23 protein-coding genes and 1 riboswitch are annotated in these 25,810 nt (G+C 73.4%); of the genes, 21 read left to right on the top strand and 2 right to left on the bottom strand.

All coding sequences use genetic code 11. The features are described from left to right. Window positions 1-8 precede the first annotated feature (8 nt). The 9 genes from FFT21_RS21960 to FFT21_RS21920 all read left to right on the top strand — a co-directional run bounded on the left by FFT21_RS21960 (window position 9) and on the right by FFT21_RS21920 (window position 10,792). Window positions 9-206 carry a DUF397 domain-containing protein gene (locus FFT21_RS21960; protein ID WP_137815813.1) on the top strand — a complete coding sequence of 66 codons (198 nt, stop codon included), beginning with the start codon at window positions 9-11 and terminating at the stop codon, window positions 204-206. A gap of 162 nt (window positions 207-368) precedes the next feature. Then, complete coding sequence (locus FFT21_RS21955) at window positions 369-1,919, top strand: UDP-N-acetylmuramoyl-L-alanyl-D-glutamate--2,6-diaminopimelate ligase (protein WP_137815812.1); 1,551 nt, start codon at window positions 369-371, stop codon at window positions 1,917-1,919. After that, the gene (locus FFT21_RS21950; protein WP_137815811.1) at window positions 1,916-3,403 is read left to right on the top strand and encodes a UDP-N-acetylmuramoyl-tripeptide--D-alanyl-D-alanine ligase; all 1,488 of its coding nucleotides are present in this window, start codon (window positions 1,916-1,918) and stop codon (window positions 3,401-3,403) included. The genes FFT21_RS21955 and FFT21_RS21950 overlap by 4 nt, the downstream gene beginning before the upstream one ends. Then, the gene (gene mraY / locus FFT21_RS21945) at window positions 3,400-4,485 is read left to right on the top strand and encodes a phospho-N-acetylmuramoyl-pentapeptide-transferase (protein ID WP_137815810.1); all 1,086 of its coding nucleotides are present in this window, start codon (window positions 3,400-3,402) and stop codon (window positions 4,483-4,485) included. Before FFT21_RS21950 ends, mraY begins: the two co-directional genes overlap by 4 nt. A gap of 4 nt (window positions 4,486-4,489) precedes the next feature. Continuing rightward, complete coding sequence (murD, locus tag FFT21_RS21940) at window positions 4,490-5,899, top strand: UDP-N-acetylmuramoyl-L-alanine--D-glutamate ligase (protein WP_137815809.1); 1,410 nt, start codon at window positions 4,490-4,492, stop codon at window positions 5,897-5,899. Then, window positions 5,896-7,320 (top strand): putative lipid II flippase FtsW, encoded by a 1,425-nt coding sequence (gene ftsW, locus FFT21_RS21935; RefSeq protein WP_137815808.1) that lies wholly within the window; start codon window positions 5,896-5,898, stop codon window positions 7,318-7,320. The genes murD and ftsW overlap by 4 nt, the downstream gene beginning before the upstream one ends. Before the next feature lie 33 nt (window positions 7,321-7,353). After that, window positions 7,354-8,466, top strand: a complete 1,113-nt coding sequence (murG, locus tag FFT21_RS21930; RefSeq protein ID WP_137815807.1) for an undecaprenyldiphospho-muramoylpentapeptide beta-N-acetylglucosaminyltransferase — start codon at window positions 7,354-7,356, stop codon at window positions 8,464-8,466. Between the two features lie 101 nt (window positions 8,467-8,567). Beyond that, entirely contained in the window at window positions 8,568-10,004 is a 1,437-nt protein-coding gene (murC, locus tag FFT21_RS21925; protein WP_264081665.1) for a UDP-N-acetylmuramate--L-alanine ligase, read from the top strand. After that, window positions 10,001-10,792, top strand: a complete 792-nt coding sequence (locus tag FFT21_RS21920; RefSeq protein ID WP_137815806.1) for a cell division protein FtsQ/DivIB — start codon at window positions 10,001-10,003, stop codon at window positions 10,790-10,792. Before murC ends, FFT21_RS21920 begins: the two co-directional genes overlap by 4 nt. Before the next feature lie 5 nt (window positions 10,793-10,797). Here the strand turns inward: FFT21_RS21920 and FFT21_RS21915 are convergent, their stop codons facing one another. Together FFT21_RS21915 and FFT21_RS21910 are read right to left on the bottom strand one after the other, a co-directional pair. Next, on the bottom strand, window positions 10,798-11,931 hold the full coding sequence (locus tag FFT21_RS21915) for an alpha/beta fold hydrolase (RefSeq protein ID WP_137815805.1): 1,134 nt from the start codon (window positions 11,929-11,931) through the stop codon (window positions 10,798-10,800). A 72-nt stretch (window positions 11,932-12,003) separates the two neighbouring features. Next, entirely contained in the window at window positions 12,004-12,216 is a 213-nt protein-coding gene (locus FFT21_RS21910; protein WP_137815804.1) for a DUF5999 family protein, read from the bottom strand. Between the two features lie 636 nt (window positions 12,217-12,852). On the opposite strand from FFT21_RS21910, the gene ftsZ reads away from it, so the two are divergent. From ftsZ to lspA, 12 genes are all read left to right on the top strand, one after another. Further along, a complete protein-coding gene (gene ftsZ, locus FFT21_RS21905; protein WP_137815803.1) occupies window positions 12,853-14,121 on the top strand; it encodes a cell division protein FtsZ in 1,269 nt (422 codons plus the stop codon). Between the two features lie 9 nt (window positions 14,122-14,130). Then, a complete protein-coding gene (gene pgeF / locus FFT21_RS21900) occupies window positions 14,131-14,871 on the top strand; it encodes a peptidoglycan editing factor PgeF (protein WP_137815802.1) in 741 nt (246 codons plus the stop codon). Then, window positions 14,868-15,614, top strand: a complete 747-nt coding sequence (locus FFT21_RS21895; RefSeq protein ID WP_137815801.1) for a YggS family pyridoxal phosphate-dependent enzyme — start codon at window positions 14,868-14,870, stop codon at window positions 15,612-15,614. The genes pgeF and FFT21_RS21895 overlap by 4 nt, the downstream gene beginning before the upstream one ends. 69 nt (window positions 15,615-15,683) lie before the next feature. Beyond that, a complete protein-coding gene (locus FFT21_RS21890) occupies window positions 15,684-16,265 on the top strand; it encodes a cell division protein SepF (protein ID WP_137815800.1) in 582 nt (193 codons plus the stop codon). 14 nt (window positions 16,266-16,279) lie between these two features. Continuing rightward, window positions 16,280-16,570, top strand: coding sequence for a YggT family protein (locus FFT21_RS21885; protein ID WP_371856848.1), 291 nt, complete (start codon window positions 16,280-16,282; stop codon window positions 16,568-16,570). Between the two features lie 43 nt (window positions 16,571-16,613). Further along, a complete protein-coding gene (gene wag31 / locus FFT21_RS21880; RefSeq protein ID WP_137815798.1) occupies window positions 16,614-17,432 on the top strand; it encodes a DivIVA-like cell division protein Wag31 in 819 nt (272 codons plus the stop codon). A gap of 70 nt (window positions 17,433-17,502) precedes the next feature. Next, on the top strand, window positions 17,503-18,111 hold the full coding sequence (locus FFT21_RS21875) for a hypothetical protein (RefSeq protein WP_137815797.1): 609 nt from the start codon (window positions 17,503-17,505) through the stop codon (window positions 18,109-18,111). 292 nt (window positions 18,112-18,403) lie between these two features. Continuing rightward, window positions 18,404-21,535, top strand: coding sequence for an isoleucine--tRNA ligase (gene ileS / locus FFT21_RS21870; RefSeq protein ID WP_137815796.1), 3,132 nt, complete (start codon window positions 18,404-18,406; stop codon window positions 21,533-21,535). 30 nt (window positions 21,536-21,565) lie between these two features. After that, entirely contained in the window at window positions 21,566-21,832 is a 267-nt protein-coding gene (locus FFT21_RS21865; protein WP_137815795.1) for a DUF167 domain-containing protein, read from the top strand. Window positions 21,833-21,985: 153 nt separating this feature from the next. Further along, the gene (locus FFT21_RS21860; protein WP_371856847.1) at window positions 21,986-23,482 is read left to right on the top strand and encodes a potassium/proton antiporter; all 1,497 of its coding nucleotides are present in this window, start codon (window positions 21,986-21,988) and stop codon (window positions 23,480-23,482) included. Window positions 23,483-23,657: 175 nt separating this feature from the next. Beyond that, window positions 23,658-23,772: riboswitch (SAM riboswitch) on the top strand. Window positions 23,773-23,805: 33 nt separating this feature from the next. Continuing rightward, window positions 23,806-25,155 carry an aminotransferase class V-fold PLP-dependent enzyme gene (locus FFT21_RS21855; RefSeq protein ID WP_137815794.1) on the top strand — a complete coding sequence of 450 codons (1,350 nt, stop codon included), beginning with the start codon at window positions 23,806-23,808 and terminating at the stop codon, window positions 25,153-25,155. A gap of 45 nt (window positions 25,156-25,200) precedes the next feature. After that, window positions 25,201-25,797 carry a signal peptidase II gene (gene lspA / locus FFT21_RS21850; protein WP_225978631.1) on the top strand — a complete coding sequence of 199 codons (597 nt, stop codon included), beginning with the start codon at window positions 25,201-25,203 and terminating at the stop codon, window positions 25,795-25,797. Window positions 25,798-25,810 lie beyond the last annotated feature (13 nt).

Raw genomic sequence — 25,810 nt, 5'->3', positions numbered from 1 at the left:
GGCGCGGCATGTCCACAGTGGACGTGGCCCGCGCTAAGTGGCGCAAGAGTAGCCGCAGCAACAATGGGGGCAACTGCGTCGAGGTGGCGTTCGGCGGCACGGAGGTTGCGGTGCGCGACTCGAAGAATCCGGGCGGCGCGGTGTTGATCTTCGGCCGTGGACAGTGGGACGCCTTCCTGGCCGGTGTCAAGCACCGCCGAGGGTGACGCCATCCTGGTTGATCAGGATTACTCTCGGATCACCTGGATCGCTGTCGGCCTTCTTGTGGTGCGCCCACCGACCGGTGTCCATGCAGGTGAGTGGCCCCGGAGGTGGGAACGGTACCGGCGCGACGAGGGCGAGGCAGGCCGCCGGTAACCTTTCGCGACGTGCCTGCCAAGCTCGAGGGCAAGCTGGCGCCCGCCCCGCCCCGCCCGTCGGTGACTGAGCCGGTCGCCGTGACGGCGCTGGCCACCGAGCCGGGTGTCCGGGTCCGGCCCGCCGGCACCGAGGCCACGGTCAGTGGCGTGACGCTGCGTGCCCAGCACGTCCAACCGGGTGACCTGTTCGCCGCGCTGCCCGGGGCTCGCGTGCACGGCGCCGACTTCGCCGAGCGCGCGCTGACCGCCGGCGCCGTCGCGGTGCTCACCGACCCGGCCGGTGCGGAGCGCCCCGCGCTGCGCGAGCCCGGCGTCCCGGTGCTGGTGCACGACGACCCCCGCGCGGTGCTCGGCGCGCTGTCCGCCCGCATCTACGGCGAGCCGTCGGGGAAGCTGGCCGTGCTCGGGGTGACCGGCACCTCCGGCAAGACCACCACGACCTACCTGCTGGAGGCCGGGCTGCGCGCGGCGGGGAGGGTGACCGGGCTGATCGGCACGGTGGAGACCAGGATCGCCGGAGAGCGGCTGGCCAGCGCGTTCACCACGCCGGAGGCGCCGGACCTGCAGGCGCTGTTCGCGCTGATGGTCGAGCAGGGCGTCACCCACGTGCCGATGGAGGTGTCCAGCCACGCGCTCGCGCTGGGCCGGGCCGCCGGCACCCGGTTCGCGGTCGGTGCGTTCACCAACCTCTCCCAGGACCACCTGGACTTCCACCCCACGATGGAGGACTACTTCGCCGCCAAGGCGAAGCTGTTCGACGGCCGGTCCGCGACCGAGGTGGTGTGCGTGGACGGCGAGTGGGGCCCGCGGCTGGTCCGGGACGGCACGATCACCGTGTCCACCACCGGCGAGGCCACCTGGACGGCCGGCGATGTGCGGGTCGACGTGGACGGCAGCCAGGCGTTCACCGCGCACGGCCCGGACGGGGTGCGCATCCCGATCGAGATCCGGCTGCCCGGCACCTTCAACGTGACCAACGCGCTGCTGGCCACCGCCTGCCTGCACGCGGTGGGCGTACCGGCCGAGGCGATCCGGGAGGGGCTGGCCGGCGTGGACGTGCCCGGCCGGATGGAACGGGTGGACGCCGGCCAGGACTTCACCGCGGTGGTGGACTACTCGCACAAGCCGGCCGCCGTGGCGCTGGCCCTGGACGCGGTGCGCGCCCGGGCCGCCGGCCGGGTGATCGTGGTGCTCGGCTGCGGCGGTGACCGGGACGTGGCCAAGCGTCCGCTGATGGGTGAGGCCGCCGCCCGCCGTGCCGACCTGCTGGTGGTCACCGACGACAACCCGCGCAGCGAAGACCCGGCCGCCATCCGGGCCAGCATGCTGGCCGGCGCCCGCGCCGTGCCGGAAGGCGAACGCGGCGAGGTGATCGAGGTGGGTGACCGCAGGGAGGCCATCGCCGCCGCGGTGGCCAGTGCGAAACCCGGTGACGTGGTGGTGGTCGCCGGCAAGGGACACGAGACCGGCCAGGAGGTCGCAGGCGTGGTGCATCCGTTCTCCGACCGCGAGGAGCTGGAGGCGGCGATCAGAGAGACGCTCGGCGGGGTCACCCGATGATCCCTCGGACACTGGCGGAGATCGCCGAGGCGGTCGGCGGTCGGCTGCACCGCACCGACGGCACGGCGACGGTCACCGGGAGCGTGGAGTTCGACTCCCGCAAGGTCACCGAGGGCGGGCTGTTCGTCGCCATGCCCGGCGAGCGGGTGGACGGCCACGACTTCGCGGCCGCGGCCGTGGCCGCCGGAGCCGTGGGCGTGCTCGCCGCCCACGAGGTGGACGCGCCCGCGGTGATCGTGCCGCCGGTCAGCGAGGCGCACCGCCGGTCGGTCGCGCTGGCCGGGGACACCGACGGTTCCGGCGCCGCCGTGCTGGCCGGGCTGGCCGCGCTGGCCCGGAACGTGGTGGACGAGCTGACCGCGGGCGGGCTGACCGTGGTCGGGGTGACCGGGTCGTCCGGCAAGACCTCCACCAAGGACCTGATCGCCCAGGTGCTCGAGCCGATGGGGCCGACGGTGGCGCCGCCCGGGTCGTTCAACAACGAGCTGGGCCACCCGTGGACCGTGCTGCGCGCCGACGCGGCCACCCGGCACCTGGTGCTGGAGCTGTCCGCCCGCGGCCCCGGGCACATCGCCGCGCTGTGCCGCACCGCGCCGCCGCGGATCGGTGTGGTGCTCAACGTGGGCAGCGCGCACCTCGGCGAGTTCGGCTCCCGCGAGGAGATCGCGCGCACCAAGGGTGAGCTGGTCGAGGCGCTGCCGCCGGCCGAGCGGGGCGGCGTCGCGGTGCTCAACGCGGACGACGCGCTGGTGGCCGCGATGGCCGCGCGGACGTCGGCCCGGGTGGTCCGGGTCGGCCAGGATCCCAGCGCCGGCGTGCGCGCCGTCGACGTCCGGCTCGACGAGCAGGCCAGGGCGTCGTTCCGGCTGGTCACCCCGGCAGGTGAGGCGGACGTGACGCTCAGCGTGCACGGCGAGCACATGGTCGGCAACGCGCTCTCCGCCGCCGCGGTGGCGCTGGAACTGGGCGCGACCGTGGACCAGGCCGCCGAGTGGCTGTCCTCGGCCCGGCGGCGCTCCGCCCGCAGGATGGAGGTGACCACCCGGCCGGACGGGGTCACCGTGGTCAACGACGCGTACAACGCCAACCCGGAGTCCGTGCGCGCGGCGCTGAAGAGCCTGGCCACCATGGCGCGCTCCGCCGAGCAACCCCGGCGGAGCTGGGCCGTCCTCGGGGTGATGGGTGAGTTGGGCGAGGCCAGCGCCGCCGCGCACGACGAGATCGGTCGGCTGGCGGTGCGGTTGGACATCAACCGCCTGGTCGTGGTCGGTGAGCAGGCCGCGGCCATGCATCAGGGGGCGTGCCTGGAGGGGTCATGGGGAGAGGAGTCGGTGCTGGTGCCGGACGTCGATGCCGCGATCTCGCTGCTGCGCGAGGAGTTGCGTGCGGGTGACGTCGTGCTGGTGAAGGCCTCAAAGGTGGCCGAGCTGTGGCGGGTCGCCGAGGCGCTGCTGGCCGCGGCCCGGGACGGTGGCCCGGCGTGAAGAGCATCCTGATCGCCGCCGCGGTGGGGCTGGTCGTCTCCATCCTGTTCACGCCCTACCTGATCCGGGTGTTCTCCCGGCAGGGCTTCGGCCAGGAGATCCGTGAGGAGGGCCCGCAGAACCACAAGTCCAAGCGCGGCACCCCGACCATGGGCGGCGTGGCGATCCTGGTCGCCATGTGGGCCGGCTACATCGCGGTGCACGTGGACAACCGGTTCTCCGATCCCCGCGGGCCCGAACCCACCGCGTCCGGCCTGCTGGTGCTGTTCCTCACCACCGCGCTCGGCCTGGTCGGCTTCCTGGACGACTTCATCAAGATCCGCAAGCAGCGCAACCTGGGCCTGAACAAGACGGCGAAGCTGGTCGGCCAGTTCGTGGCCACGATCGCGTTCGCCATCCTGGTGCTGCGCTTCCCCAACCGGGACGGCCTGACCCCGGCGTCGGTGAACCTGTCCTTCGTCCGGGACATCACCATCGTGTCCTTCGGCGTGGTCGGCTTCGTGGTGTTCTGCTACCTGCTGGTCAGCGCCTGGTCGAACGCGGTCAACTTCACCGACGGCCTGGACGGGCTGGCCGGAGGCACCTCGGCGATGGTGCTGGCCAGCTACGTGTTCATCTCCTACTGGCAGTTCCACTACGACTGCAGCCAGCTCGCCACCGCCGGCTGTTACCAGGTGCGCGACCCGCTGGACCTGGCCGTGGTCGCGGCCGCGGCGATGGCCGGCTGCGTGGGCTTCCTGTGGTGGAACGCGGCCCCGGCGAAGATCTTCATGGGGGACACCGGCTCGCTGGCCCTCGGCGGGCTGATCGCCGGGCTGTCCATGTCGACCCGCACCGAGCTGCTGCTGGTGATCATCGGCGGGCTGTTCGTGGTGGAGTCGCTGTCCGTGGTGCTGCAGATCGCGATGTTCCGGGCCACCCGGCGGCGGCTGTTCCGGATGGCGCCCTTCCACCACCACTTCGAGCTGGCCGGCTGGGCGGAGACCACGGTGATCATCCGGTTCTGGCTGCTCGGCGGGATCTGCTGCATGTTCGGCCTCGGCCTGTTCTACAGCGACTGGCTGGGCGCCGTGGGGGGTTGATCCCATGACGAGGACAGCCGGGCTCGCCGGCCGGCGGGTACTGGTCGCCGGCGCCGGCGTGACCGGCCGGTCCGCCGCCGAGGCACTGCTCGCGCTGGGCGCCCGGGTCACCGTCACCGACGCCGCCGAGGACCGGCTCGCCTCGCTCGCCTCGGTCGGCGCCGCCGGTGCCGAGCTGGTCGCCGGGCTCGCCGCGCCACCCGACGGCACCGACCTGGTGGTGACCAGCCCCGGCTGGCGGCCGGGCAGCCCGCTGCTGGCCGCCGCGGCCGCGGCCGGCGTCGAGGTGATCGGCGAGGTGGAGCTGGCCTGGCGGATGAGCCGGGACCGGGACGACCCGCCCACCTGGCTCGCGGTGACCGGCACCAACGGCAAGACCACCACCGTCGGCATGCTCGAGTCGATCCTGCGCGCCGCCGGCCTGGACGCGGTGGCCTGCGGCAACGTCGGCCTGCCCGTGGTGGACGCGCTGCGCGCCGGGCACCGGGTGTTGGCCGTGGAGCTGTCCAGCTTCCAGCTGCACTGGTCGCCGTCGGTGCGGCCGGCCGCCGGGGCGCTGCTGAACATCGCCGAGGACCACCTGGACTGGCACGGCTCGCTGGACGCCTACGCCGCCGCCAAGGCCAGGGTGCTCACCGGCGACGTGGCCGTGGCCGGGGTGGACGATCCGATGGTCGCCACGCTGCTGGCCGCCGCGCCCGCGCCGCGCAAGGTCGGGCTGACCGCCGCCGAGCCGGCGCCCGGCCAGCTCGGCGTGGTCGGCGACCACCTGGTGGACCGCGGCTTCGCCGACGGCGTGCCGCTGGCCGAGGTCGCCGACGTGCACCCGGCCGGCCCACCCGGGGTGGCCGACGCGCTGGCCGCCGCCGCGCTGGCCCGCGCCCACGGGGTGCCGCCGGAGGCGGTCGCCGAGGGGCTGCGGGCGTTCCGGCCGGGCGCGCACCGGGCCCAGGTCGTCGGCGAGGTCGACGGGGTGCGCTACGTGGATGACTCCAAGGCGACCAACCCGCACGCCGCGGCCGCCTCGCTGCGCGGCCACCCGAGGGTGGTGTGGGTGGCCGGCGGGCTGCTCAAGGGCGCGTCGGTGGACGAGCTGGTCGCCGAGGTCGGACCCCGGCTGGCCGGGGTGGTGCTGATCGGCGCGGACCGTGACCTGATCGCGGCGGCGCTGGCGCGACACGCACCGCAGGTCCCCGTTCGAGTGGTGACCGCGGGAGACGATGGGGCCATGGACCAGGTGGTACGGGAGGCCGCCGCCGTGGCCGCGCCGGGCGACGTCGTGCTGCTCGCCCCCGCCGCGGCCTCGATGGACATGTTCACCGACTACGCCCACCGCGGCCGCGCGTTCGCCGAGGCGGTCGCCCGGCTGCGCGCCGCGCGGGACGCGTCGAGAACGTCCACCGGTGCGACATGACCAGCGCCGGGCAGGCCAACCGGGTGGCCGCGCTGCGGGCCGCGTGGACCGCGTGGCTCGCCCGCCCGCTGACCTCCTTCCACCTGGTGCTCGCGGTGTTCGGGCTGCTCACCGCGATCGGCCTGGTGATGGTGCTGTCCGCGTCGTCGGTCGAGTCGTACTCGCTGGTCCAGTCCTCGTACTGGATGTTCAAGAAGCAGCTCATCTACACCGGCGTCGGGCTGGTGCTGTTCTGGATCGGCCTGCGGGTGCCGCTGCGCGCGCTGCGCCGGCTGTCCGGGCCGGCCGTGCTGCTGTCCGTGCTGCTGCTGGCCCTGGTGCTCACCCCGCTCGGACACAAGGTGAACGGGGCCCGCGCGTGGTTCGTGCTCGGCGGGATGTCGTTCCAGCCGGTCGAGCCGGCCAAGCTGGCGCTCGCGCTGTGGGGCGCGCACGTGCTGGTCACCAAGCGGGCGCTGCTGCGCCAGTACCGGCACCTGCTGGTGCCCGTGGTGCCGGTGGCGCTGGTGATGTTCGCGCTGGTCATGCTGGAACCCGATCTGGGCAGCACGGTGACCCTCGGCGTGGTGCTGATCGGGTTGCTGTGGTTCGTCGGCGCGCCGATGCGGCTGTTCGCCGCCCTCGCCGCGGGCGGTCTCGCGGGCGTCGGGCTGCTGGCGGTGGGCGCGAGCTACCGGCTGGCCCGGGTGGCCTCGTTCCTCAACCCGGAGTCCGATCCCAGCGGCGCCGCCTACCAGGCCAGGCAGGCCCTGTACGCGCTGGCCGACGGCGGGCTGCTGGGCAAGGGCCTCGGCCAGGGCGCCTCGAAGTGGTTCTACCTGCCCAACGTCTACAACGACTTCATCTTCGCGCTGATCGGCGAGGAGTTGGGGTTCCTCGGCTGCGCGGTGGTGCTGGGCCTGTTCGCCACGCTGGCCGTGGTGGGCATGCGGATCGCCGCCCGCAATACCGACCCGTGGATCAGGCTGGTGGCCGCCACGCTGACCACCTGGCTGGTGGCCCAGGCGGCGATCAACATCGGCTACGTGATCGGCATGCTGCCCATCACCGGGATCACCCTGCCGCTGATCTCCTGGGGAGGGACCTCGGTGGTGACCACGATGCTGGTGTTCGGCATCCTTGCCAACTGTGCGCGGCACGAGCCGGAGGCGGTGGCGACGCTGCGGAACTCCGGCGAGGGCCGGCTCGGCCGGCTGTTGCGGCTGCCGGTGCCGGACCCGTACCGTCCCCCGGCCAGGCGGCGGCCGGCCCGGCCGTCCACGCCGCCGAAACGCGCCGGCCGGCCAACCGGCGCGGTCCGTGGCGGGGCCGCGCACCTGGCCGACGACCGGCGCCGGACGCGCCGGGCGGCGTCGACGAAGCAGCAGCGGCGCCGGGCCGCGGACCGCACCGCCCCGCGCCGGACCAGCCATGGACGTTGACGGGGAGCGGGTCGGAGTCGAAGGAGGAAGTCGTTGAGCGGGCAGGACCGTGTCCCACGGGTTGGTGGTCCGTGCGTGGTGGTCGCCGGCGGCGGCACCGCGGGACACATCGAACCGGCACTGGCACTCGCCGACGCGGTGCGCCGGCTGCGACCCGACGCGCGCGTGGTGGCGCTGGGCACCGAACGCGGGCTGGAGAAGACGCTGGTGCCGGCGCGGGGCTACCCGCTGGAGCTGATCCCGCCGGTGCCGATGCCCCGCAAGCCCACCACGGACCTGCTGAAGCTGCCGCTGAAGGTGCGCGACGCCGTCAAGCGGACGCGGGACGTGCTGGACCGGGTCGGCGCGGACGTGGTGGTCGGCTTCGGCGGCTACGTCGCGCTGCCCGCCTACCTGGCCGCCCGCGGCCGGGTGCCGATCGTGGTGCACGAGGCAAACGCCCGCGCCGGGCTGGCCAACAAGGTCGGCGCCCGGTTCGCCGAGCGGGTGGCCGCCGCGGTGCCCGGCTCCGGGCTGGCCGACGCCGAGGTGATCGGCATCCCGCTCCGGGAGTCGATCATCAACCTGGACCGGTCGGCGCTGCGCGCGCAGGCGCGGGCGCACTTCGGGCTGCACCCGACCGCGCCGACGCTGCTGGTGTTCGGCGGCTCGCAGGGCGCGCGCACGCTGAACAACGCCGCCTCCGCCGCGGCCGGCGCGTTCGCCCAGGCCGGGATCGGCGTGCTGCACGCGCACGGCCCGCGCAACACCGTCGCCGTGCAGTCCGTGCCGGGTGCCCCGCCGTACGTCACCGTGCCCTACCTGGAGCGGATGGACCTGGCCTACGCCGCCGCGGACGCGGTGCTGTGCCGGTGCGGCGCGATGACCGTGGCCGAGGTCTCCGCGGTCGGCCTGCCCGCGGTGTACGTGCCGCTGCCGCACGGCAACGGCGAGCAGGCGCTCAACGCCGAGCCGGTGGTCCGCGCCGGCGGCGCGCTGCTGGTGCCGGACGAGGAGATGACCGCGCAGAAGGTGATCGACACGGTCATCCCGATGCTGCGCGACCCGCACCGGCTGGCCGGGATGAGCGCGGCCGCCCGCGGCAGCGGGCACCGGGAGGCCGGCGACGTGCTGGCCAGAACCGTGCTGGAGGTGGTGCGCAAGTGAGCACGACTCGGCCCGCCCATCCCGCATCCAGCGGGCTCGATGGGGGTTTCGGGGACGCGCAAACCCCCGTTCAGCCCGCTGAACGCGGGTCGGGGGAGGAGGTGCTGGCCAGGGTGCACCTGGTCGGCATCGGCGGCGCCGGGATGAGCGGCATCGCCCGCATCCTGCTCGCCAGGGGCGACGCGGTGTCCGGGTCGGACGCCAAGGACTCCCGCACCGTGCTCGCGCTGCGGGCGCAGGGCGCGCGGATCGCCGTCGGCCACGACGCCGCCAACCTGGACCTGCTCGACGGCGGCCCGACCGCCGTGGTGGTGTCCAGCGCGATCCGGGCCGCCAACCCGGAGCTGGCCGAGGCGCGGCGCCGCGGTATCCCGGTGCTGCACCGGTCCGAGGCGCTGGCCGGGCTGATGGTCGGGCACCGGGTGGCGTGCGTCGCCGGCACCCACGGCAAGACGTCGACCACCTCGATGCTCACCGTCGCGCTGCAGCACTGCGGCCTGGACCCGTCGTTCGCGATCGGCGGCGACCTCAACGAGTCCGGCGCCAACGCGCACCACGGCAGCGGCGGCCTGTTCGTCGCCGAGGCCGACGAGAGCGACGGCTCCTTCCTCGCCTTCACGCCCTCGGTGGCGGTGGTGACCAACGTGGAGGCCGACCACCTGGACCACCACGGCACGGTGGACGCCTACGTCGCGGTGTTCGACGCGTTCGTGACGCGGATCGGACCGGGTGGGGTGCTGGTGGCGTGCGCCGACGACCCGGGCTCGGCGGCGCTGGCCGACCGCGCCGAGGCGGCCGGCGTCCGGGTGCGCCGGTACGGGTTCACCGCGACCGGCTCGGGCGACGCCACGCTGCGGGATTTCCGCGCGGTCAGCGGGGACGGCGAGGCGAGTGCCGGCGGCGAGGTGGACGTCACCCTCGACGGCCGCACCGTGCGGCTGCGCGTGTCGGTGCCGGGCGAGCACATGGCGCTGGACGCGGCGGCCGCGCTGCTGGCCGGGGTCGAGCTCGGCGCCCCGGTGGACGGCATGCTGGCCGGGCTGGCCGCGTTCGGCGGGGTGCGGCGGCGGTTCGAGTTCCGCGGCCGGGCCGCCGGGGTGCGGGTGTACGACGACTACGCGCACAACCCGACCAAGGTCACCGCGCAGTTGCGGGCCAGCCGGCTGGTCGCCGGGGACGGCCGGCTGGTCGTCGTCTTCCAGCCGCACCTGTACTCCCGCACCCGGGACTTCGCCGCCGAGTTCGGCCGGGCGCTCGGCCTGGCCGACGAGGTGGTGGTGCTGGACGTGTACGGCGCGCGGGAGGAGCCCATCCCCGGGGTGAGCGGCGCCCTGGTCGCCGAGGCGGTGCCGCTACCCGCCGAGCGGGTGCACCACGAGCCGTCCTTCGACCGGGTGCCCGCCCTGGTCGCCGGCCTGGCCCAGCCCGGCGACCTGGTGATCACCATGGGTGCCGGCGACGTGACCCTGCTCGGCCCGGAGATCCTTGCCGCGCTGGAGCGGATCGCCGAGCAGTCCGGGGAGCCAACCGACCCGTGACCCGACCGTCCCGTGCCGGCGAGGCCGCCAGAACCACCCGCCGCACCCCGCGCACCGGCGGATACGGCAGCCATCCGGCGCGTGCCCGGCGGACCGGGCGGCCGGTGCGGCGCCCGTCCCGCCAGCGGATCCTGTTCCGCCGCTGGATGGTGCTGCTCACCGCGCTGGCACTGGTCGGCCTCGGCTACGGGGTCACCTTCACCCCGCTGCTCGGGGTGCGGCACGTCGACGTCGTCGGCACCATGGGCGTCACCCCGGACCAGGTGCGGGCGGCCGCGGCGATTCCGCCGGGCAGCCCGATGCTGCGGCTGGACCTGCGCGGCATCCGCGACCGGGTGGCCGCGCTGCCCCGGGTGGCGGCCGTGCAGGTGGACCGCTCCTGGCCGGCCACCGTGTCGGTGCGGATCGTCGAGCGCAGCCCGGTCGGGTTGATCCGCGCGGAGGACGGCCTGCACCTGGTGGACCGCACCGGCACCGACTACGCGACCGTGGCCGACCCGCCGCCCGGCGTCCCCGAACTCAGGCTGCGGCGGGCCGATCCCCACGACCGGTTGACCACCGCGATGGTGGGGGTGCTGGCCGCGCTGCCGGACCGGCTGCGGGCCGAGGTGCTGTCGGTGTCCGCCGGCTCGCCGGGCAGCGTCCGGCTGAGCCTGTCCGGGGGCCGCGAGGTGCGCTGGGGCGGCGTGGAGTCCTCGGCGCGCAAGGCGGCCGTGTTGCAGGCCCTGCTCACCCGGGACGGTCAGGTCTACGACGTGTCCAGCCCGGAACTGCCCACGGTGTCCTGACGGCTTCAGCTCACGGGTTCCGCGCGGCCCTCGCCGTCCGGGGCGCCCGCGGCCCGGTTGATCAGGTCGAGCAGGTAGCCGGTGACCAACGCGGGGTGCTCCAGCAGCACCGCGTGGCCGGCGTTGGGGACGACCACCAGGTCGGCACCGGGCACCGCCTCGGCGATGACCCTGCTGTGCTCGGGCGAGGTGATCAGGTCGTTGGCGGCCGCCAGTACCAGGGTCTCCACCCGGCGCAGCACCGGCAGCGCCGCGAACGCGTTCAGGCCGGCGAACCGCGGCAGCAGGTCCACGACCACGTCCAGCGGGGTGGCGTGGATCATGTCCGCGAGGAAGGCGACCAGCGCCCTTGGCACGTCCGAGGCGAACGAGCAGCGGCGGGACAGCAGCAGGGTGAGCTCCCGCACCGCGGGCGAGCTGCGGGGCAGCGCCGGCAGCCGGGCGACCGCCGAGATCACCCGCAGCGCCGCCCAGTTCACGGCGGTGGCCGCCTGCGGGGGCAGCCCCAGGCTGGCGTTCACCGGCCCGGCCGAGGTGGCCAGCAGCGCCACCCCGGTCACCCGGCGGCCGAACAGCTCGGGGTGGGCCGCGGCCAGCGTCAGGATCGCCATGCCGCCCATGGAATGGCCGGCCAGCACCACCGGGCCCTTCGGCGCGGTGCGCTCCAGCACCGTGAACAGGTCCCGGCCGAGCATCTCGATCGTGGTGCCGCCGGACCGGGCCCGCTCGGAGCGCCCGTGGCCGCGGTGGTCCCAGGTCACCACGCGGGCCTCGCGGGCGAGCGCGGCCCGCTGGAAGTACCAGCTTTCGGCGTTGAGCGCGTAGCCGTGGCAGAGCACCACGGTGACCGGTGCGTTCGGCGGCCCGTCGATCTCGACGTGCAGCCGCACACCGTCCTCGGCGGTCACCACCGTGGTCTCGTGACGGGCCCGGCCGCGTAGCGGTACCGCCGCGTTCTCGCCGGCCACGGCTGCCGGGCCGCGCGACCGGTCCCGGGCCAGGCCCACGGTGGCCAGCCGCAGCGCGGTCCTGGTCACCGTGAGCCCGGCCGAGACCGCCAGCCCGAGCAGCGAGGCTCGCGGCCGCGCGGTCGCGCGGTGGCGACCGCTCTCGGGGCGGGGGTGGGACGGTCGGGTCATGGCGGTGTCGCCTCGGCGGGTCGGGCGGGTGGCGGGTTTACCGGGTCGTCGGGGGACGCTCGCGGGACGTGCTCAGCGCCCGGCGCCTGCGGCGGCCGGAACCGGCGCGCCCGCCCGGCTGCTCCGCACGGCGGTGCCGTCGGGGAGCAGTTCGCCGCCGTCGTCGAACAGCACCACCTTGTTGCACAGGAGGTACCAGCCCTGCTCAGGGTGCAGGGCCACGATCCGGGCCGCGTCTCGGTTCGGCGAGTCCGCTCCCGGGCACGGAGGCCAGTGGTCACACATGGTCGGGACTCCTCGTTACCTTTGCCTCGGGTGACGTGCGGGCGAACGTCACAACCCAAGAGTGCTCGTCGGCACCCATCCCGACGACGGAGAAACTACGTACTTGGGTACCTAAGTCCCGGACCTCAGTACCTGTCCTTGGACTCGGCTGGTCATCTCAGCGTCATCAGTCGTGCACCCGCCGTCGCGAGGTACGGGACCATGAACACTTCTCCGATACGCCCGACTACCCTTCCTGGTACGCGGCGTCATGGTTTGGGGCGGAGCTCGGCGCCGGCGTCCCCATCCGTCCCGGTCGCGATGTGTCCGCGAGATGTCAGGGTGCGGTGGGTGCTCGTTGGAGATGGTGCGCAGGACCTGCGGACGGTCCGGGCGGCGGATGCTTACTGGTGCGCTCCAGCACCGGGTGACCAGGCACGTCACGGTTGCGGAACACGTGTCCGCACGCACGGCGTGGCTGCTGGACCCGGTCGCCGGCGATGCATACCGTCCAGCAGCGACGCAAGGGGTTGACGGGGCTCTGAACCTGATGTTGGGGTTGAGGGCTTGGTCGAGGTCCCCACGAGTGCGGCGGGGGATCGAACGCCCTGACACCGCAGCACGAGAGCAGGAGCCACGATCAGGAAGGCGGATCCGATGACGCCCCCGCACAACTACCTCGCGGTGATAAAGGTCGTCGGCATCGGCGGCGGCGGGGTCAACGCCGTCAACCGCATGATCGAGGTCGGGCTCAAGGGCGTCGAGTTCATCGCGGTGAACACCGACGCCCAGGCGCTGCTGATGTCCGACGCCGACGTCAAGCTGGACATCGGTCGCGAGCTGACCAGGGGTCTCGGCGCCGGCGCCAACCCCGAGGTGGGCCGCAAGGCGGCCGACGACCACCGCGAGGAGATCGAGGAGGTCCTCAAGGGCGCCGACATGGTGTTCGTCACCGCCGGTGAGGGCGGTGGCACCGGCACCGGCGGCGCGCCGGTGGTCGCCTCGATCGCGCGCAAGCTCGGCGCGCTGACCATCGGCGTGGTCACCCGGCCGTTCTCCTTCGAGGGCAAGCGCCGCGCCAAGCAGGCCGAGGACGGCATCACCGAGCTGCGCAACGAGTGCGACACCCTGATCGTGATCCCCAACGACCGGCTGCTGCAGCTCGGCGACATCGGGGTCTCGCTGATGGACGCGTTCCGATCGGCGGACGAGGTGCTGCTCTCCGGTGTCCAGGGCATCACCGACCTGATCACCACGCCCGGTCTGATCAACCTGGACTTCGCCGACGTGAAGAGCGTCATGTCCGGCGCGGGCAGCGCGCTGATGGGCATCGGCTCGGCGCGCGGTGAGGGGCGCGCGGTGCAGGCCGCCCAGAAGGCCATCAACTCGCCGCTGCTGGAGGCCTCCATGGAGGGCGCGCACGGCGTGCTGCTGTCCATCGCCGGCGGCTCCGACCTGGGGCTGTTCGAGATCAACGAGTCGGCGTCCCTGGTGCAGGAGTCCGCCCACCCGGACGCCAACATCATCTTCGGTACGGTGATCGACGACTCGCTCGGCGACGAGGTCCGGGTCACCGTGATCGCCGCCGGGTTCGACGGCGGGAACCCCACGCACAAGAAGCTCGATCCGACCGCGGTCACCTCCCGGGGCGCCGTCGCCCCCGGTCAGGCCGGCCAGCTCGGCGGCTCCTCCGGGGACACGGAGTCCGCCGGGTCGGCCGAGCCGGCGCAGCAGGAGCAGCGCGGCCTGCCCACCGGCACCCAGCCGGTCGGCTCCGGCGGGTCGGGCACCGGTGCCACGCCGTCCTACCCGCGTACCCCGCCCGCGGCTCAGCGCCCCAGCGGGAGTTCGCTGCCGGGGCGGTCCGTTCCGGTGGACGACGATCCCGACGACGACGTCGACATCCCGCCGTTCATGCGCCGATAGAGTGCTTCCGTGCGCATCCGTCGCATCGTCACCACCCGGGAGGGCGGCCGGTCCGTCGCGCCGTACGACTCGTTCAACCTCGGCGACCGGGTCGGCGACGACCCGGACGCGGTGGCGGCCAACCGCCGCAGGCTGACCCGCGAACTCGGCCTCGCTGACGACCGGCTGGCGTGGATGGAGCAGGTGCACGGCCGCACCGTGGCCGTGCTCGACGCGCCGACTCCCGAACCGGTGGAGGCCACCGACGCGCTGGTCACCGCCGTGCCCGGGCTGGCGCTCGCGGTGCAGGTCGCGGACTGCGTTCCGGTGCTGCTGGCCGACCCGGAGGCCGGCGTGGTCGCCGCGGTGCACGCTGGCCGGGTCGGCGCCCGGGTCGGGGTGCTACCGGCGGCGCTGGACGCGATGCGCGCCGCGGGCGCGCGGATCGACCGGGTCGAGGCGCTGCTCGGGCCATCGGTGTGCGGCGCCTGCTACGAGGTGCCCGCCGAGATGCAGGCCGACGTCGAGGCACACCTGCCGGGCAGCGCCTGCAAGACCCGGTCCGGAACACCAGGGCTGGACCTGCGCGCGGGGCTGTGGCAGCAGCTCACCGAGGCCGGGGTGGCCCGGATCGGCGTCGACCCCCGGTGCACCGTGGAGGACCGCACCCTGTTCAGTCACCGCAGGGAGGGCACCACTGGGCGATTCGCCGCGATCACCTGGGCCGAACCCGAGCCGGAGGTGGACCCGGCCGGGGGGAGTGCCCGGTGAGCGCCGCCGAGGTCACCGGCGAGCGCCGCGCCGAACTGGCCGAGGCGCTGCACGCGGTGCGGGAGCGGATCGACGCTGCCTGCGCCTCCGCCGGGCGGGATCCGTCCGGGGTTCGGATGATCGCGGTGACCAAGACCTTTCCCGCCACCGACGTGGCCATGCTCACCGACCTCGGGCTGACCGACTTCGGGGAGAACCGCGACCAGGAGGCCCGGCGCAAGGTCGAGGAACTGGCCGGGTTGCGCCCGGACGCGGCCGCCCGCTGGCACATGGTCGGCCGGTTGCAGCGCAACAAGGCCCGGTCGGTGGTGCGCTGGGCGGCGGAGGTCCAGTCGGTGGACTCGCCCCGGCTGGCCGACGCGCTGGCCCGCGCGGTGGCCTCGGCCAGGGACGCCGGTGAGCGCGCCGGTCCGCTGGACGTGCTCGTGCAGGCCAGCCTGGACGCCGACCCCGGCCGGGGCGGCTGCCCGCTGCCCGAACTGCCCGCGCTGGCCGACACCGTCGCCGCGTCGGGTGAACTCGCCCTGCGTGGGGTGATGCTTGTCGCACCCATGGAGATGGATCCCGGCGCCGCTTTCGACGTCCTATCCAGGGCGTGGCAACGCATCCGCCGGGACCACCCGGAGGCCACCGAGTTGTCCGCGGGGATGAGCGGCGACATGGAGGCCGCCATCCGGCACGGCTCGACCTGCGTGCGTGTCGGAACCGCGCTGCTCGGCGGCCGGCGGATAGCCTCGCCGTAGCCGTATGCGGAGCCGGAGCGTGGGGTGGACGCTCCCGGCCCGGGGGGAGTCGCGAGGGAAGGGCTGGCAATGAGCGGGCTGCAGAAGCTGAAGGCCTACTTCGGGATGGTTCCGGCCGAGGACGAGTTCGACGACCCCGCATACGACTACGACGGGGAGGCCGACGACTACCCGCCGTACGGCAACCGGGGTGGACGGCGCCGGGTCGGCTACCGCGCCGACCTGGAGGACGTTGACGACTACGACGGCGCCCGCGGCCGTGGCCGGCGCGGCTGGAGCACGGAGAACCCGGTGCGAGGTGCGCTCGCCGTGGACACCCAGCGCGAGCCGGCCGCCCGGACCCGCCCCGCGGCGGAGGCCGGCGGCTATCCCGTGGGGAGAATCACCACCCTGCACCCTCGGAGTTTCAACGAGGCCAGGACCATCGGCGAGCACTATCGTGAGGGCACGCCGGTGATCATCAACCTGACCGACATGGAGGATGCCGACGCCAGACGACTGGTCGACTTCGCCGCAGGACTCGCCTTCGCGTTGCGGGGCGACATCGACCGGGTGACGAACAAGGTGTTCTTGCTCTCACCACCCAATGTCGACGTCACGGCGGAGGACAAGCGCCGGATCGCGGAGGGCGGGTTCTTCGCACGGGACTGAGTAGTGGCAGAGTTGTGCCCGTGGAAGCGGTCCTGTTCGTGGTGTACTACCTGCTCTTCTTCTTCTGGCTGCTGCTCACAGCCAGAGTGGTCGTCGAACTCGTCCGGGCGTTCGCCAGGGAGTGGCGTCCGACCGGAGGGGTTGCGGTGACGCTGGAGACCATCTACACAGTGACCGACCCACCCGTCCGGCTAGCCCGCCGGCTGATACCGGTCGTCCGGATCGGGGGCGTCGGACTGGACCTGTCCATTATGGTGCTGTTGCTGGTCGTGTTCATCCTGATGCGACTGGCGTATCCCGGGTGACGGGGACCCGGGTACCGCAGCCTGGAGTGCGTGAGGTGATCTGATGCCGTTGACCCCCGCTGACGTTCATAACGTCGCCTTTAGCAAGCCTCCCATCGGGAAGCGGGGCTACAACGAGGACGAGGTCGACGCCTTCCTCGACCTGGTTGAGGCCGAGCTGGCTCGACTGATCGAGGAGAACAACGACCTGCGTCAGCAGGTCGAGCAGCTCGATCAGCAGCTCGAGAGTGCGCGCGCGGACCTCGACGAGCGGGGCACCGCAACCTCCACCGCGCTCCCCACCCGCGGTGTGGACGAGCCGTCCCGGCGACTGGCCCCGGTACCCCCGCCCTCGGCGATGGAGCAGACCACACCGGGCGGCAGCGGTGACCACCATGTGCAGGCCGCGAAGGTGCTCGGCCTGGCCCAGGAGATGGCCGACCGGCTGACCGGCGAGGCCAAGGCCGAGGCCGACAGCATGCTCGCCGAGGCCCGCACCAAGTCCGAGCAGCTTCTTTCGGACGCCAGGGCCAAGGCCGACTCCATGGTCAACGACGCCCGCACCCGCGCGGAGACCATGCTCAGCGACGCCAGGACCCGCGCCGAGACGCTGGAGCGCCAGGCGCGCGAGAAGGCCACGGCGCTGGAGCGGGACGCCCAGCGCAAGCACGCCGAGGTCATGGGCAACATCTCCCAGGAGAAGAACGCGCTCGAGAAGAAGATCGAAGAGCTGCGCACGTTCGAGCGCGAGTACCGCACCCGGCTCAAGACGTACCTGGAGTCCCAGCTTCGCGAGTTGGGTGACCGCGGGTCCGCCGCTCCGTCCGAGACCCGCAGCGGTCAGCAGGGCTACTCCTTTGGCGCACGCGCCGAGGCCGGCTGATCCCTGCCGGTCGCACCCTGACCCGGTCGTGCGCGGCGGCCGCACGACCGACCAGGTGGGGTGTTAACCGGTGCTGTACGCGGTCCTGCTGGTGGTGCTGGCGGCCTTTGGGCTGCTGGTCACCGCGCTGGTCAGCACGCACACGCTGTGGGCGTGGCTCTCCGTCGCGCTGAGCGCGGTCGCGGCCGCGCTGCTGGTCGCCGACTGGTGGCTACGCCGCCGCGCGAGCGCTGCCGCACGCGTCCAGGAGGCTGACGGCACCGTCGTCATCCCGGAAGACTCTCCTACCGAGGGGGCGGAGAGTACCGCCGAGCGGGTTACGGACACCAGTGGGGTGGGCACCGGCGACACCGCCGAGGGCGATTCCGGCGAGCCGCTCGGCGCAACCAGCGGTCCGCCCGGCGATTCGTCGGCGCCCGACGTCCCGCCGCCGGAGGACGAGCCGGCGGTGGAGGACACGGACGCGGCGGACATCCTCATCGTCGCCGACCTCACCGACGAGGTGCGGGTGATCGACGAGCGCCCGCGGTACCACCTACCGTCCTGCGACTGGCTGGCCGACCGGCCGACCATCCCGCTGCCGGTGCGCGAGGCCCGCCAACTCGGCTTCACCCCGTGTGCGCGGTGCTCCCCGGACCGGTCCCTCGCCGCGGCGCACCGGCGTACCCGGCAGGGGTAACCGGCGGAACCGGTTTGCGGTCACCGGCTACCCTTGGTGGTGCGAAAGGCGTTGATCCGGCCATCACCGGGGAGCCTCCGGAAGAACGGGCGGGCCCACCCGCCTCAGTAGAACCGGACGGGTCCGGCCCGTCACAGCCGGTGACGAGTGGTCGCCGTGGGCGCCGTAGGCCCGTGGCGGCAAGCGGGGTGGTACCGCGGGACGCCGGATGGTCTCCGGTGTGTCGTCCCCGCGTGGGTCCCGTCCCCGGGACCCGTGCGCAGGCAGGACGAACCGCGAGGAGCACCACCCCATGGCCTATCCGAAGGTCCAGAGCGGCAGCGACACCGAGGGCGTGCCGGCGCAGCCGTCCTTCCCCGCGCTCGAACTCGAGGTGCTGCGCTACTGGGAGGCGGACCGCACCTTCCCGGCCAGCGTCGAGGCCCGGCCGGCCGGGGAGAACGGCGCCAACGAGTTCGTCTTCTACGACGGCCCGCCGTTCGCCAACGGCCTGCCGCACTACGGGCACCTGCTCACCGGCTACGTCAAGGACGTGGTGCCGCGCTACCAGACCATGCGCGGCCGCCGGGTGGAGCGCCGGTTCGGCTGGGACTGTCACGGCCTGCCCGCCGAGGTGGAGGCGGAGAAGCAGCTCGGCATCTCGCACAAGTCCGAGATCGAGAAGATGGGCGTGGCGGCGTTCAACGACGCCTGCCGCGCCTCGGTGCTGCGCTACACCCGGGACTGGCAGGAGTACGTCACCCGGCAGGCCCGCTGGGTGGACTTCGACCACGACTACAAGACGCTCGACCTGGACTACATGGAGAGCGTCATGTGGGCCTTCAAGACCCTGTGGGACAAGGGTCTGATCTACGAGGGCTTCCGGGTGCTCTGGTACTGCTGGCGCTGCGAGACGCCGCTGTCCAACACCGAGACCCGGATGGACGACGTGTACCGGGACCGGCAGGACCCGGCGGTCACCGTGGGCCTGCGGATGGAGACCGGCGAGCTGGCGCTGATCTGGACCACGACGCCGTGGACGCTGCCGTCCAACCTCGCGATCGCGGTGCACCCGGACGTCGACTACGTCACCGTCGAGCACGGCGGCGAGCGCTACCTGCTCGCCGAGGCCCGGCTCGCCGCGTACGCCCGCGAGCTCGGCGAGGACGCCGCGGACCACGTGGTCGCCCGGTACAAGGGCAGCGACCTGCTCGGCCGCCGCTACACCCCGCCGTTCGACTTCTTCCTCGGCCGGCGGAACGCGCACCAGGTGCTCGCCGCGGACTACGTGACCACCGAGGACGGCACCGGCATCGTGCACATCGCCCCCGCCTATGGTGAGGAGGACAAGGTCGTCACCGACGCGGCCGGGATCGACCCGGTGACGCCGGTGAACGCGCGCGGCGAGTTCGGCCCCGAGGTGGCGCCGTACGAGGGGCTGCAGGTCTTCGAGGCGAACAAGCCGATCATCCGGGACCTCAAGGCGGCGGGCGTGCTGCTGCGGCACGAGACGTACGACCACGCCTACCCGCACTGCTGGCGGTGCGACAGCCCGCTGATCCAGCGGGCGGTGTCGTCCTGGTTCGTCGCGGTGACCAAGTTCCGCGACCGGATGGTCGAGCTGAACCAGCAGATCAACTGGGTGCCCGGGCATATCCGGGACGGCCAGTTCGGCAAGTGGCTGGAGAACGCCCGGGACTGGTCGATCTCCCGGAACCGGTTCTGGGGCTCGCCGATCCCGGTGTGGGTCTCCGACGACCCGAACTACCCGCGGGTGGACGTGTACGGCTCGCTGGACGAGCTGGAGCGGGACTTCGGGGTGCGCCCGGCCGACCTGCACCGCCCGTTCGTGGACGAGCTGACCCGGCCCAACCCGGACGACCCGACGGGGAAGTCGACCATGCGCCGGGTGCCCGAGGTGCTGGACTGCTGGTTCGAGTCCGGCTCGATGCCGTTCGCCCAGGTGCACTACCCGTTCGAGAACGCCGACTGGTTCGAGTACCACTACCCGGGCGACTTCATCGTCGAGTACAACGGGCAGACCCGCGGCTGGTTCTACACGCTGCACGTGCTGGCGACCGCGCTGTTCGACCGGCCGGCGTTCCGCAACTGCGTGGCGCACGGCATCGTGCTCGGCGACGACGGGCAGAAGATGTCCAAGTCGCGGCGCAACTACCCGGACGTCAACGAGGTGTTCGCCCGGGACGGTTCGGACGCGATGCGCTGGTTCCTGATGGCGAGCCCCATCCTGCGTGGCGGCGACCTGGTGGTCACCGAGCGCGGCATCCGGGACGCGGTGCGCCAGGCCGTGCTGCCGCTGTGGAACTCGTGGTACTTCCTCGCGCTCTACGCCAACGCGGAGGGCGTGGAGGGTCGCTGGCGCACCGACTCGGAGCACGTGCTCGACCGGTACGTGCTGGCCAAGACGCACGACCTGGTCGCCGCGGTCACCGAGGCGCTGGATGGCTACGACCTGTCCGGCGCGTGCGCGGTGGTCCGGGACTACCTGGAGGTGCTGACCAACTGGTACGTGCGCCGCTCCCGGGACCGGTTCTGGGCCGGGGACCGGGACGCGATCGACACCCTGCACACCGTGCTCGAGGTGGTCTGCCGGGTGGCCGCGCCGCTGCTCCCGCTGACCACCGAGAACGTCTGGCGCGGGCTCACCGGCGGCAGGTCCGTGCACCTGACGGACTGGCCGTCGGTGGCCGACCTGCCGGCGGACGACGCGCTGGTCTCGGCCATGGACGAGGTGCGCCGGGTCTGCTCGGCCGCGCTGTCCCTGCGCAAGGCGAACAAGCTGCGGGTGCGGCTGCCGCTGGCGAAGCTCGTCGTGGCCACCCCGGACGCGGCCGCGCTGGAGCCGTTTACCGCGCTGGTGCGCGACGAGGTGAACGTCAAGGAGGTCGAGCTGACCACGGACGTCGCCGCGCACGGCCACTTCCAGGTCGCGGTCAACGCGCGGGCGGTCGGGCCGCGGCTGGGTCCGGACACCCAGAAGGTGATCCGGGCGGTGAAGGCCGGCGAGTGGACGCTGGGCGCGGACGACACCGTGGTGGCCGCCGGGATCGAGTTGTTCCCCGAGGAGTACGAGCGGCGGCTGGTGGCCACTGACCCCGGGGCGACCGCGGCGCTGCCGGGTGGCGGCGGCCTGGTCGTGCTGGACACGTCGGTGACGCCTGAGCTGACCGCCGAGGGCCTTGCCCGGGACGTGGTCCGGGTGGTGCAGCAGGCGCGGCGGGACGCGGAACTCGACGTGGCGGACCGGATCACGCTCACCCTCGACCTGCCGGACGAGGTGGCCGAGGCGGTCCGGGCGCACGAGCGGTTCCTCGCCAGCGAGACGCTGGCCACCACGGTCGGTTACGGGCGGCTCGGTGAGGACGCCTTCGCCGGCACCGCGGGTGACGGCCAGCCGGTGCGGGTCGCCGTGGCCCGCGCCTGACGCGTGGCCGGCACGCCGTTCCGGTTCTCGGTGCGCGTGAAGCCGGGCGCGCGCCGGGACGCGGTGGGCGGCCACCGGGACGGTCCTTCGGGGACGGCGCTGGTCGTCGCGGTCGCGGCACCAGCCGTGGAGGGCAAGGCCAACGACGCCCTGTGCCGGCTGCTGGCCAAGGCCTTTGGCGTGCGCCGGCAGGACGTGACGATCGTCGCCGGTGCGCGTGGCCGGGACAAGGTCGTCGCGCTGGACCCGGCACCTCCCGGCGCGGCCGAGCGACTCGCGGCGCTGCTGGCCCGCTGAGCGGCCCGTGCGAGGTGTGGTTCCGGTTCGGCGCCGGCACTTGACGTCCGGGATTGGCGCGCCGGGGTTCGCGTCCGGGTTCGGCGACGGCGCCTGGTCCGGCATCGTCCGCGAGTGCTTTGGGCAGGTACGGGACACAATGGACACGCGTGGGTGACGACGGGAGGTGGGGTGGCCGACCTGACCAGCGTTCTGGGGATCGGCGCGGCGGTGCTGCTGCTCGCGGTGCTCGCGGTCCGGGTCTCCGTCCGGCTGGGACTGCCGTCCCTGCTGCTGTACCTCGCGATCGGGTTGCTGCTCGGCGAGTCCGGGTTGGGTATCCGGTTCGACAACGCCGCGCTCACCCAGTCACTCGGATTGGCCGCACTGGTGCTGATCCTCACCGAGGGCGGTCTCACCACGCGCTGGGCTGCGGTGCGCCCCGCGCTCGGGATCGGCATCGCTCTGTCCACTGTGGCCGTCGCGGTGAGCATCGCGGTGACCGGAACGGCGCTGCACCTGTTGCTGGATCTGGGCTGGCGCACCGCGTTGCTGTGGGGAGCGGTGCTGTCCTCGACGGACGCCGCGGCCGTGTTCAGCGTGCTGCGCGGGCTGGGCGTGGGCCGGCGGTTGGTCGGCACGCTGGAACTGGAGTCCGGTCTCAACGACGCGCCGGTCTACCTGGCCGTGGTGCTGCTCGCGTCGAACGAGCCGGCCCAGTGGAGCACTCCACTGCTGGTCTGCTACGAACTGCTGGTCGGTGCCGTGATCGGCGGACTGCTCGGCTGGGCCGGCGGGGCGGCGCTGCGCCGCGCGGCGCTGCCGGCCACCGGCCTGTACCCGCTGGCCACCGTGGCGGTGTGCGTGCTGGCGTACGCCGTTGCCGATCTCGCGCACGCCTCCGGGCTGCTCGCCACGTACGTCGCGGGAGTGGTGCTGGGTAACGCCCGGCTGCCGCACCGGGCGGGCACGCTGTCGTTTGCTGAGGGGCTGGGCTGGCTGGCGCAGATCGGACTGTTCGTGTTGCTCGGCCTGTATGCGTCGCCTTCTCGCCTGCTCGGTGTGCTGGTACCGGCGCTGGTCGCAGGTGGCGTGCTGTTGATACTCGCCCGGCCGCTGTCGGTGTTGCTGGCCACCGTGCCGTTCCGGGTGCCGTGGCGGGAGCGCGGCTTCCTGGCCTGGTGCGGGTTGCGTGGCGCGGTGCCGATCGTGCTCGCGTTGATTCCATTGACCCGGGGCGTGCCGGACGCGCAGCGCCTGGTCGACGTCGTCTTCGTGCTCGTCGTGGTGTTGACGTTGGTGCAGGGCACCACGTTGCCGATGCTGGCCCGAGTGCTCGGCTTGCAGCCGCGCGGGGAGCCGCGCGAGGTGCAGGTCGACGTTGCCCCGCTCGACGAGTTGAAGGCCGAGTTGCTGCAGGTCCGTATCCAGGCGGGCTCGCGGCTGCACGGGATCGACGTGGCCGAGCTACGCCTGCCCCCCGGTTCGATGCTCAGCCTGGTGGTCCGCGACGGCGTCGGCTTCACGCCGCAGTCGACGACCCGGCTGCGGGAGGGCGACGAACTACTCGTGGTGGCCACCGAGGGCGTCCGCGCGCGGGCGGAGCGACGGATTCGGGCGGTCGACCGCGCCGGCCGCTTCGCCCGCTGGATGGGCGAGACGGGGGAATAACCGTCGGTGCTCGGACGGCCATCGGTGAAGGAGCAAACCGCACGCCGGCGACGCGACCATTGACCTGCTCACTCGGCGAGTGGCGAATAACCGGGCAGCCGAACGACGCGCCCCTCCCAGTATGTGGGCGCCGATTCGACTCAGTGGACGTGGGACCGTTATGGTCCCCAGTCAAGGTCATGAGCGCCAGCGCGAAGCCCCGGCTTGCTGGCCGGCAACCCTCCTTCCGCGGTGGGGTGCCCCGGGTGAGGACCTGGTCCGCCGTGAGGTGCGGCGGGCAAGCGCGGACCCCTCGGGGTCCGGAGGACTCCCAGGGAGGTCACGTGACGATCGCCGTCCCCCAGGCCCGTACCGAGCACCCGGCCGCCGTTCCGGCCGTGGTCGGCTCCCGCCTCACCGTTCCGCTGGTCACCGGCGAGCGGGTGCCCTACGCCAACCTCGACCACGCGGCCAGCGCTCCGTGCCTGGACGCGGTGCGCGCTGCCGTTGACGACCTGCTGCCGTGGTACGCGAGCGTGCACCGCGGCGCGGGCTTCGCCTCCCAGGTGAGCACCCGGGTGTACGAGCGGGCCAGGGAAACCGTCCGCGCCTTCCTCGGCACCCGCCCCAGCGACGCCGTGGTGTTCACCCGCAACACCACCGACGCGCTCAACCTGCTTGCCCGCGCCGTGCCGCGGCGCACCGCGGTGGTGGTCTTCGACACCGAGCACCACGCCGCGCTGCTGCCCTGGCGCGGTCCCCACGTCCGCCGCCTTCCCGCGCCGGAGTCGCCGGAAGCCGCGGTGCGTTCGCTGGACCTCGCGCTGCGCGAGTGCCCGGTCGGCCCGCGCCTGGTCGTGGTGACCGGCGCGTCCAACGTGACCGGCGAGCTGTGGCCGGTGCCGGACCTGGTGCAGGTCGCCAGGCGGCATGCGGCGCGGGTGGTGCTGGACGCGGCGCAACTCGCTCCGCACCGGCCGATCCGCATCGCCGACCTGGACGTCGACTACCTCGCGCTGTCCGGGCACAAGCTGTACGCCCCGTACGGCGCCGGGGTCCTGGTCGGCCGGGGCGACTGGCTGCATGCCGCGCAGCCGTACCTGGTCGGCGGCGGCGCCACCGCCGGCGTGGTGGACCACGGTGATCACCTCGGCGTGGCCTGGTCCGGAGTGCCCGAGCGGCACGAGGCGGGCTCGCCGAACGTGCTGGGCGCGCACGCGCTGGCGGCCGCCTGTGCGGCCATCGACGCGCACGGCTGGCGGCCGATCATCGCGCACGAGAACGCACTGCTGTGCCGGTTGCGCGCCGGCCTCGCCGACGTGCCTGGCCTGCGGGAACTGAACCTGTTCGGCGCCGGCCACGACCGGGTCGGCGTGGTCAGCTTCACCGTTGAAGGGCAGGACTCCGGGCTGCTCGCCGCCGCGCTGTCCGCCGAGTACGGCGTCGGCGTGCGGGACGGCGCGTTCTGCGCGCACGTGGCGGTCCGCCGGCTGCTGCTTGAGGCCGGGTCCACCGAGCAGCGGGCGGTACGCGTGAGCCTCGGCCTGGGCAGCACCGGGGAACACGTCGACCGGCTGGTCCGCGGCCTGCGCGAACTCGTCCTCGACGGGCCGAGGTGGTCCTACCGGCAGCGGGACGGGCGGTGGGTGCCCGATCCCGACCCGCGCCCGCTGCCTCCGTTCCTGGCCGGCTGAGGTGGGCTGGCCCACGGCGGGTGGCGCGTCCTGGACAATGGCCGGGTGAGCACCGAGCACAGCAGCGAGCCCACCCCATCCGCGGCCGCCTCGCCGGCGGATCGGACGCCGAGCGATCGGACACCGCCCCGGCGGCGGGTGGGGCTACTGATCCTGGCCGCCGCCGTGGTGATCACGCTGGATGTCGCCACCAAGGTGGTCGCGGTGGCGAGGTTGGAGGGGCGGCAGCCCATTCCGGTCGCGGGCGGCCTGGTGTACCTGCAGCTCATCCGCAACCCGGGGGCCGCGTTCGGGATCGCCACCGCGATGACCTGGGTGCTCGCCCTGATCGCGATGGGCGTCGCGGCGACGATCATCTGGTTCGCGCCTCGGCTGCGCTCCACCTGGTGGGCGCTCGGGCTCGGCCTGGTCTTCGGCGGTGCGGTCGGCAACCTGGCGGACCGGATCTTCCGCACCCCGGGCCTGCTGGAGGGCCGGGTGGTGGACTTCATCTCGGTGTTCGCGCCGGACGGCCGGGTGTGGCCGGTGTTCAACGTCGCCGACTCGGCCATCTGCGTCGGCGGCGCGCTGATCGTGCTGATGGCCCTGCTCGGTCGGGACTACGACGGCGGGGTCCGTAAGGCCGGCGAGGGTGGCGCGTGAGTAGGTACCGGAC

The sequence above is a fragment of the Gandjariella thermophila genome (assembly GCF_005405885.1).
Taxonomy (GTDB): Bacteria; Actinomycetota; Actinomycetes; order Mycobacteriales; family Pseudonocardiaceae; genus Gandjariella; species Gandjariella thermophila.
This window is presented reverse-complemented; position numbering and strand designations above follow the sequence as displayed.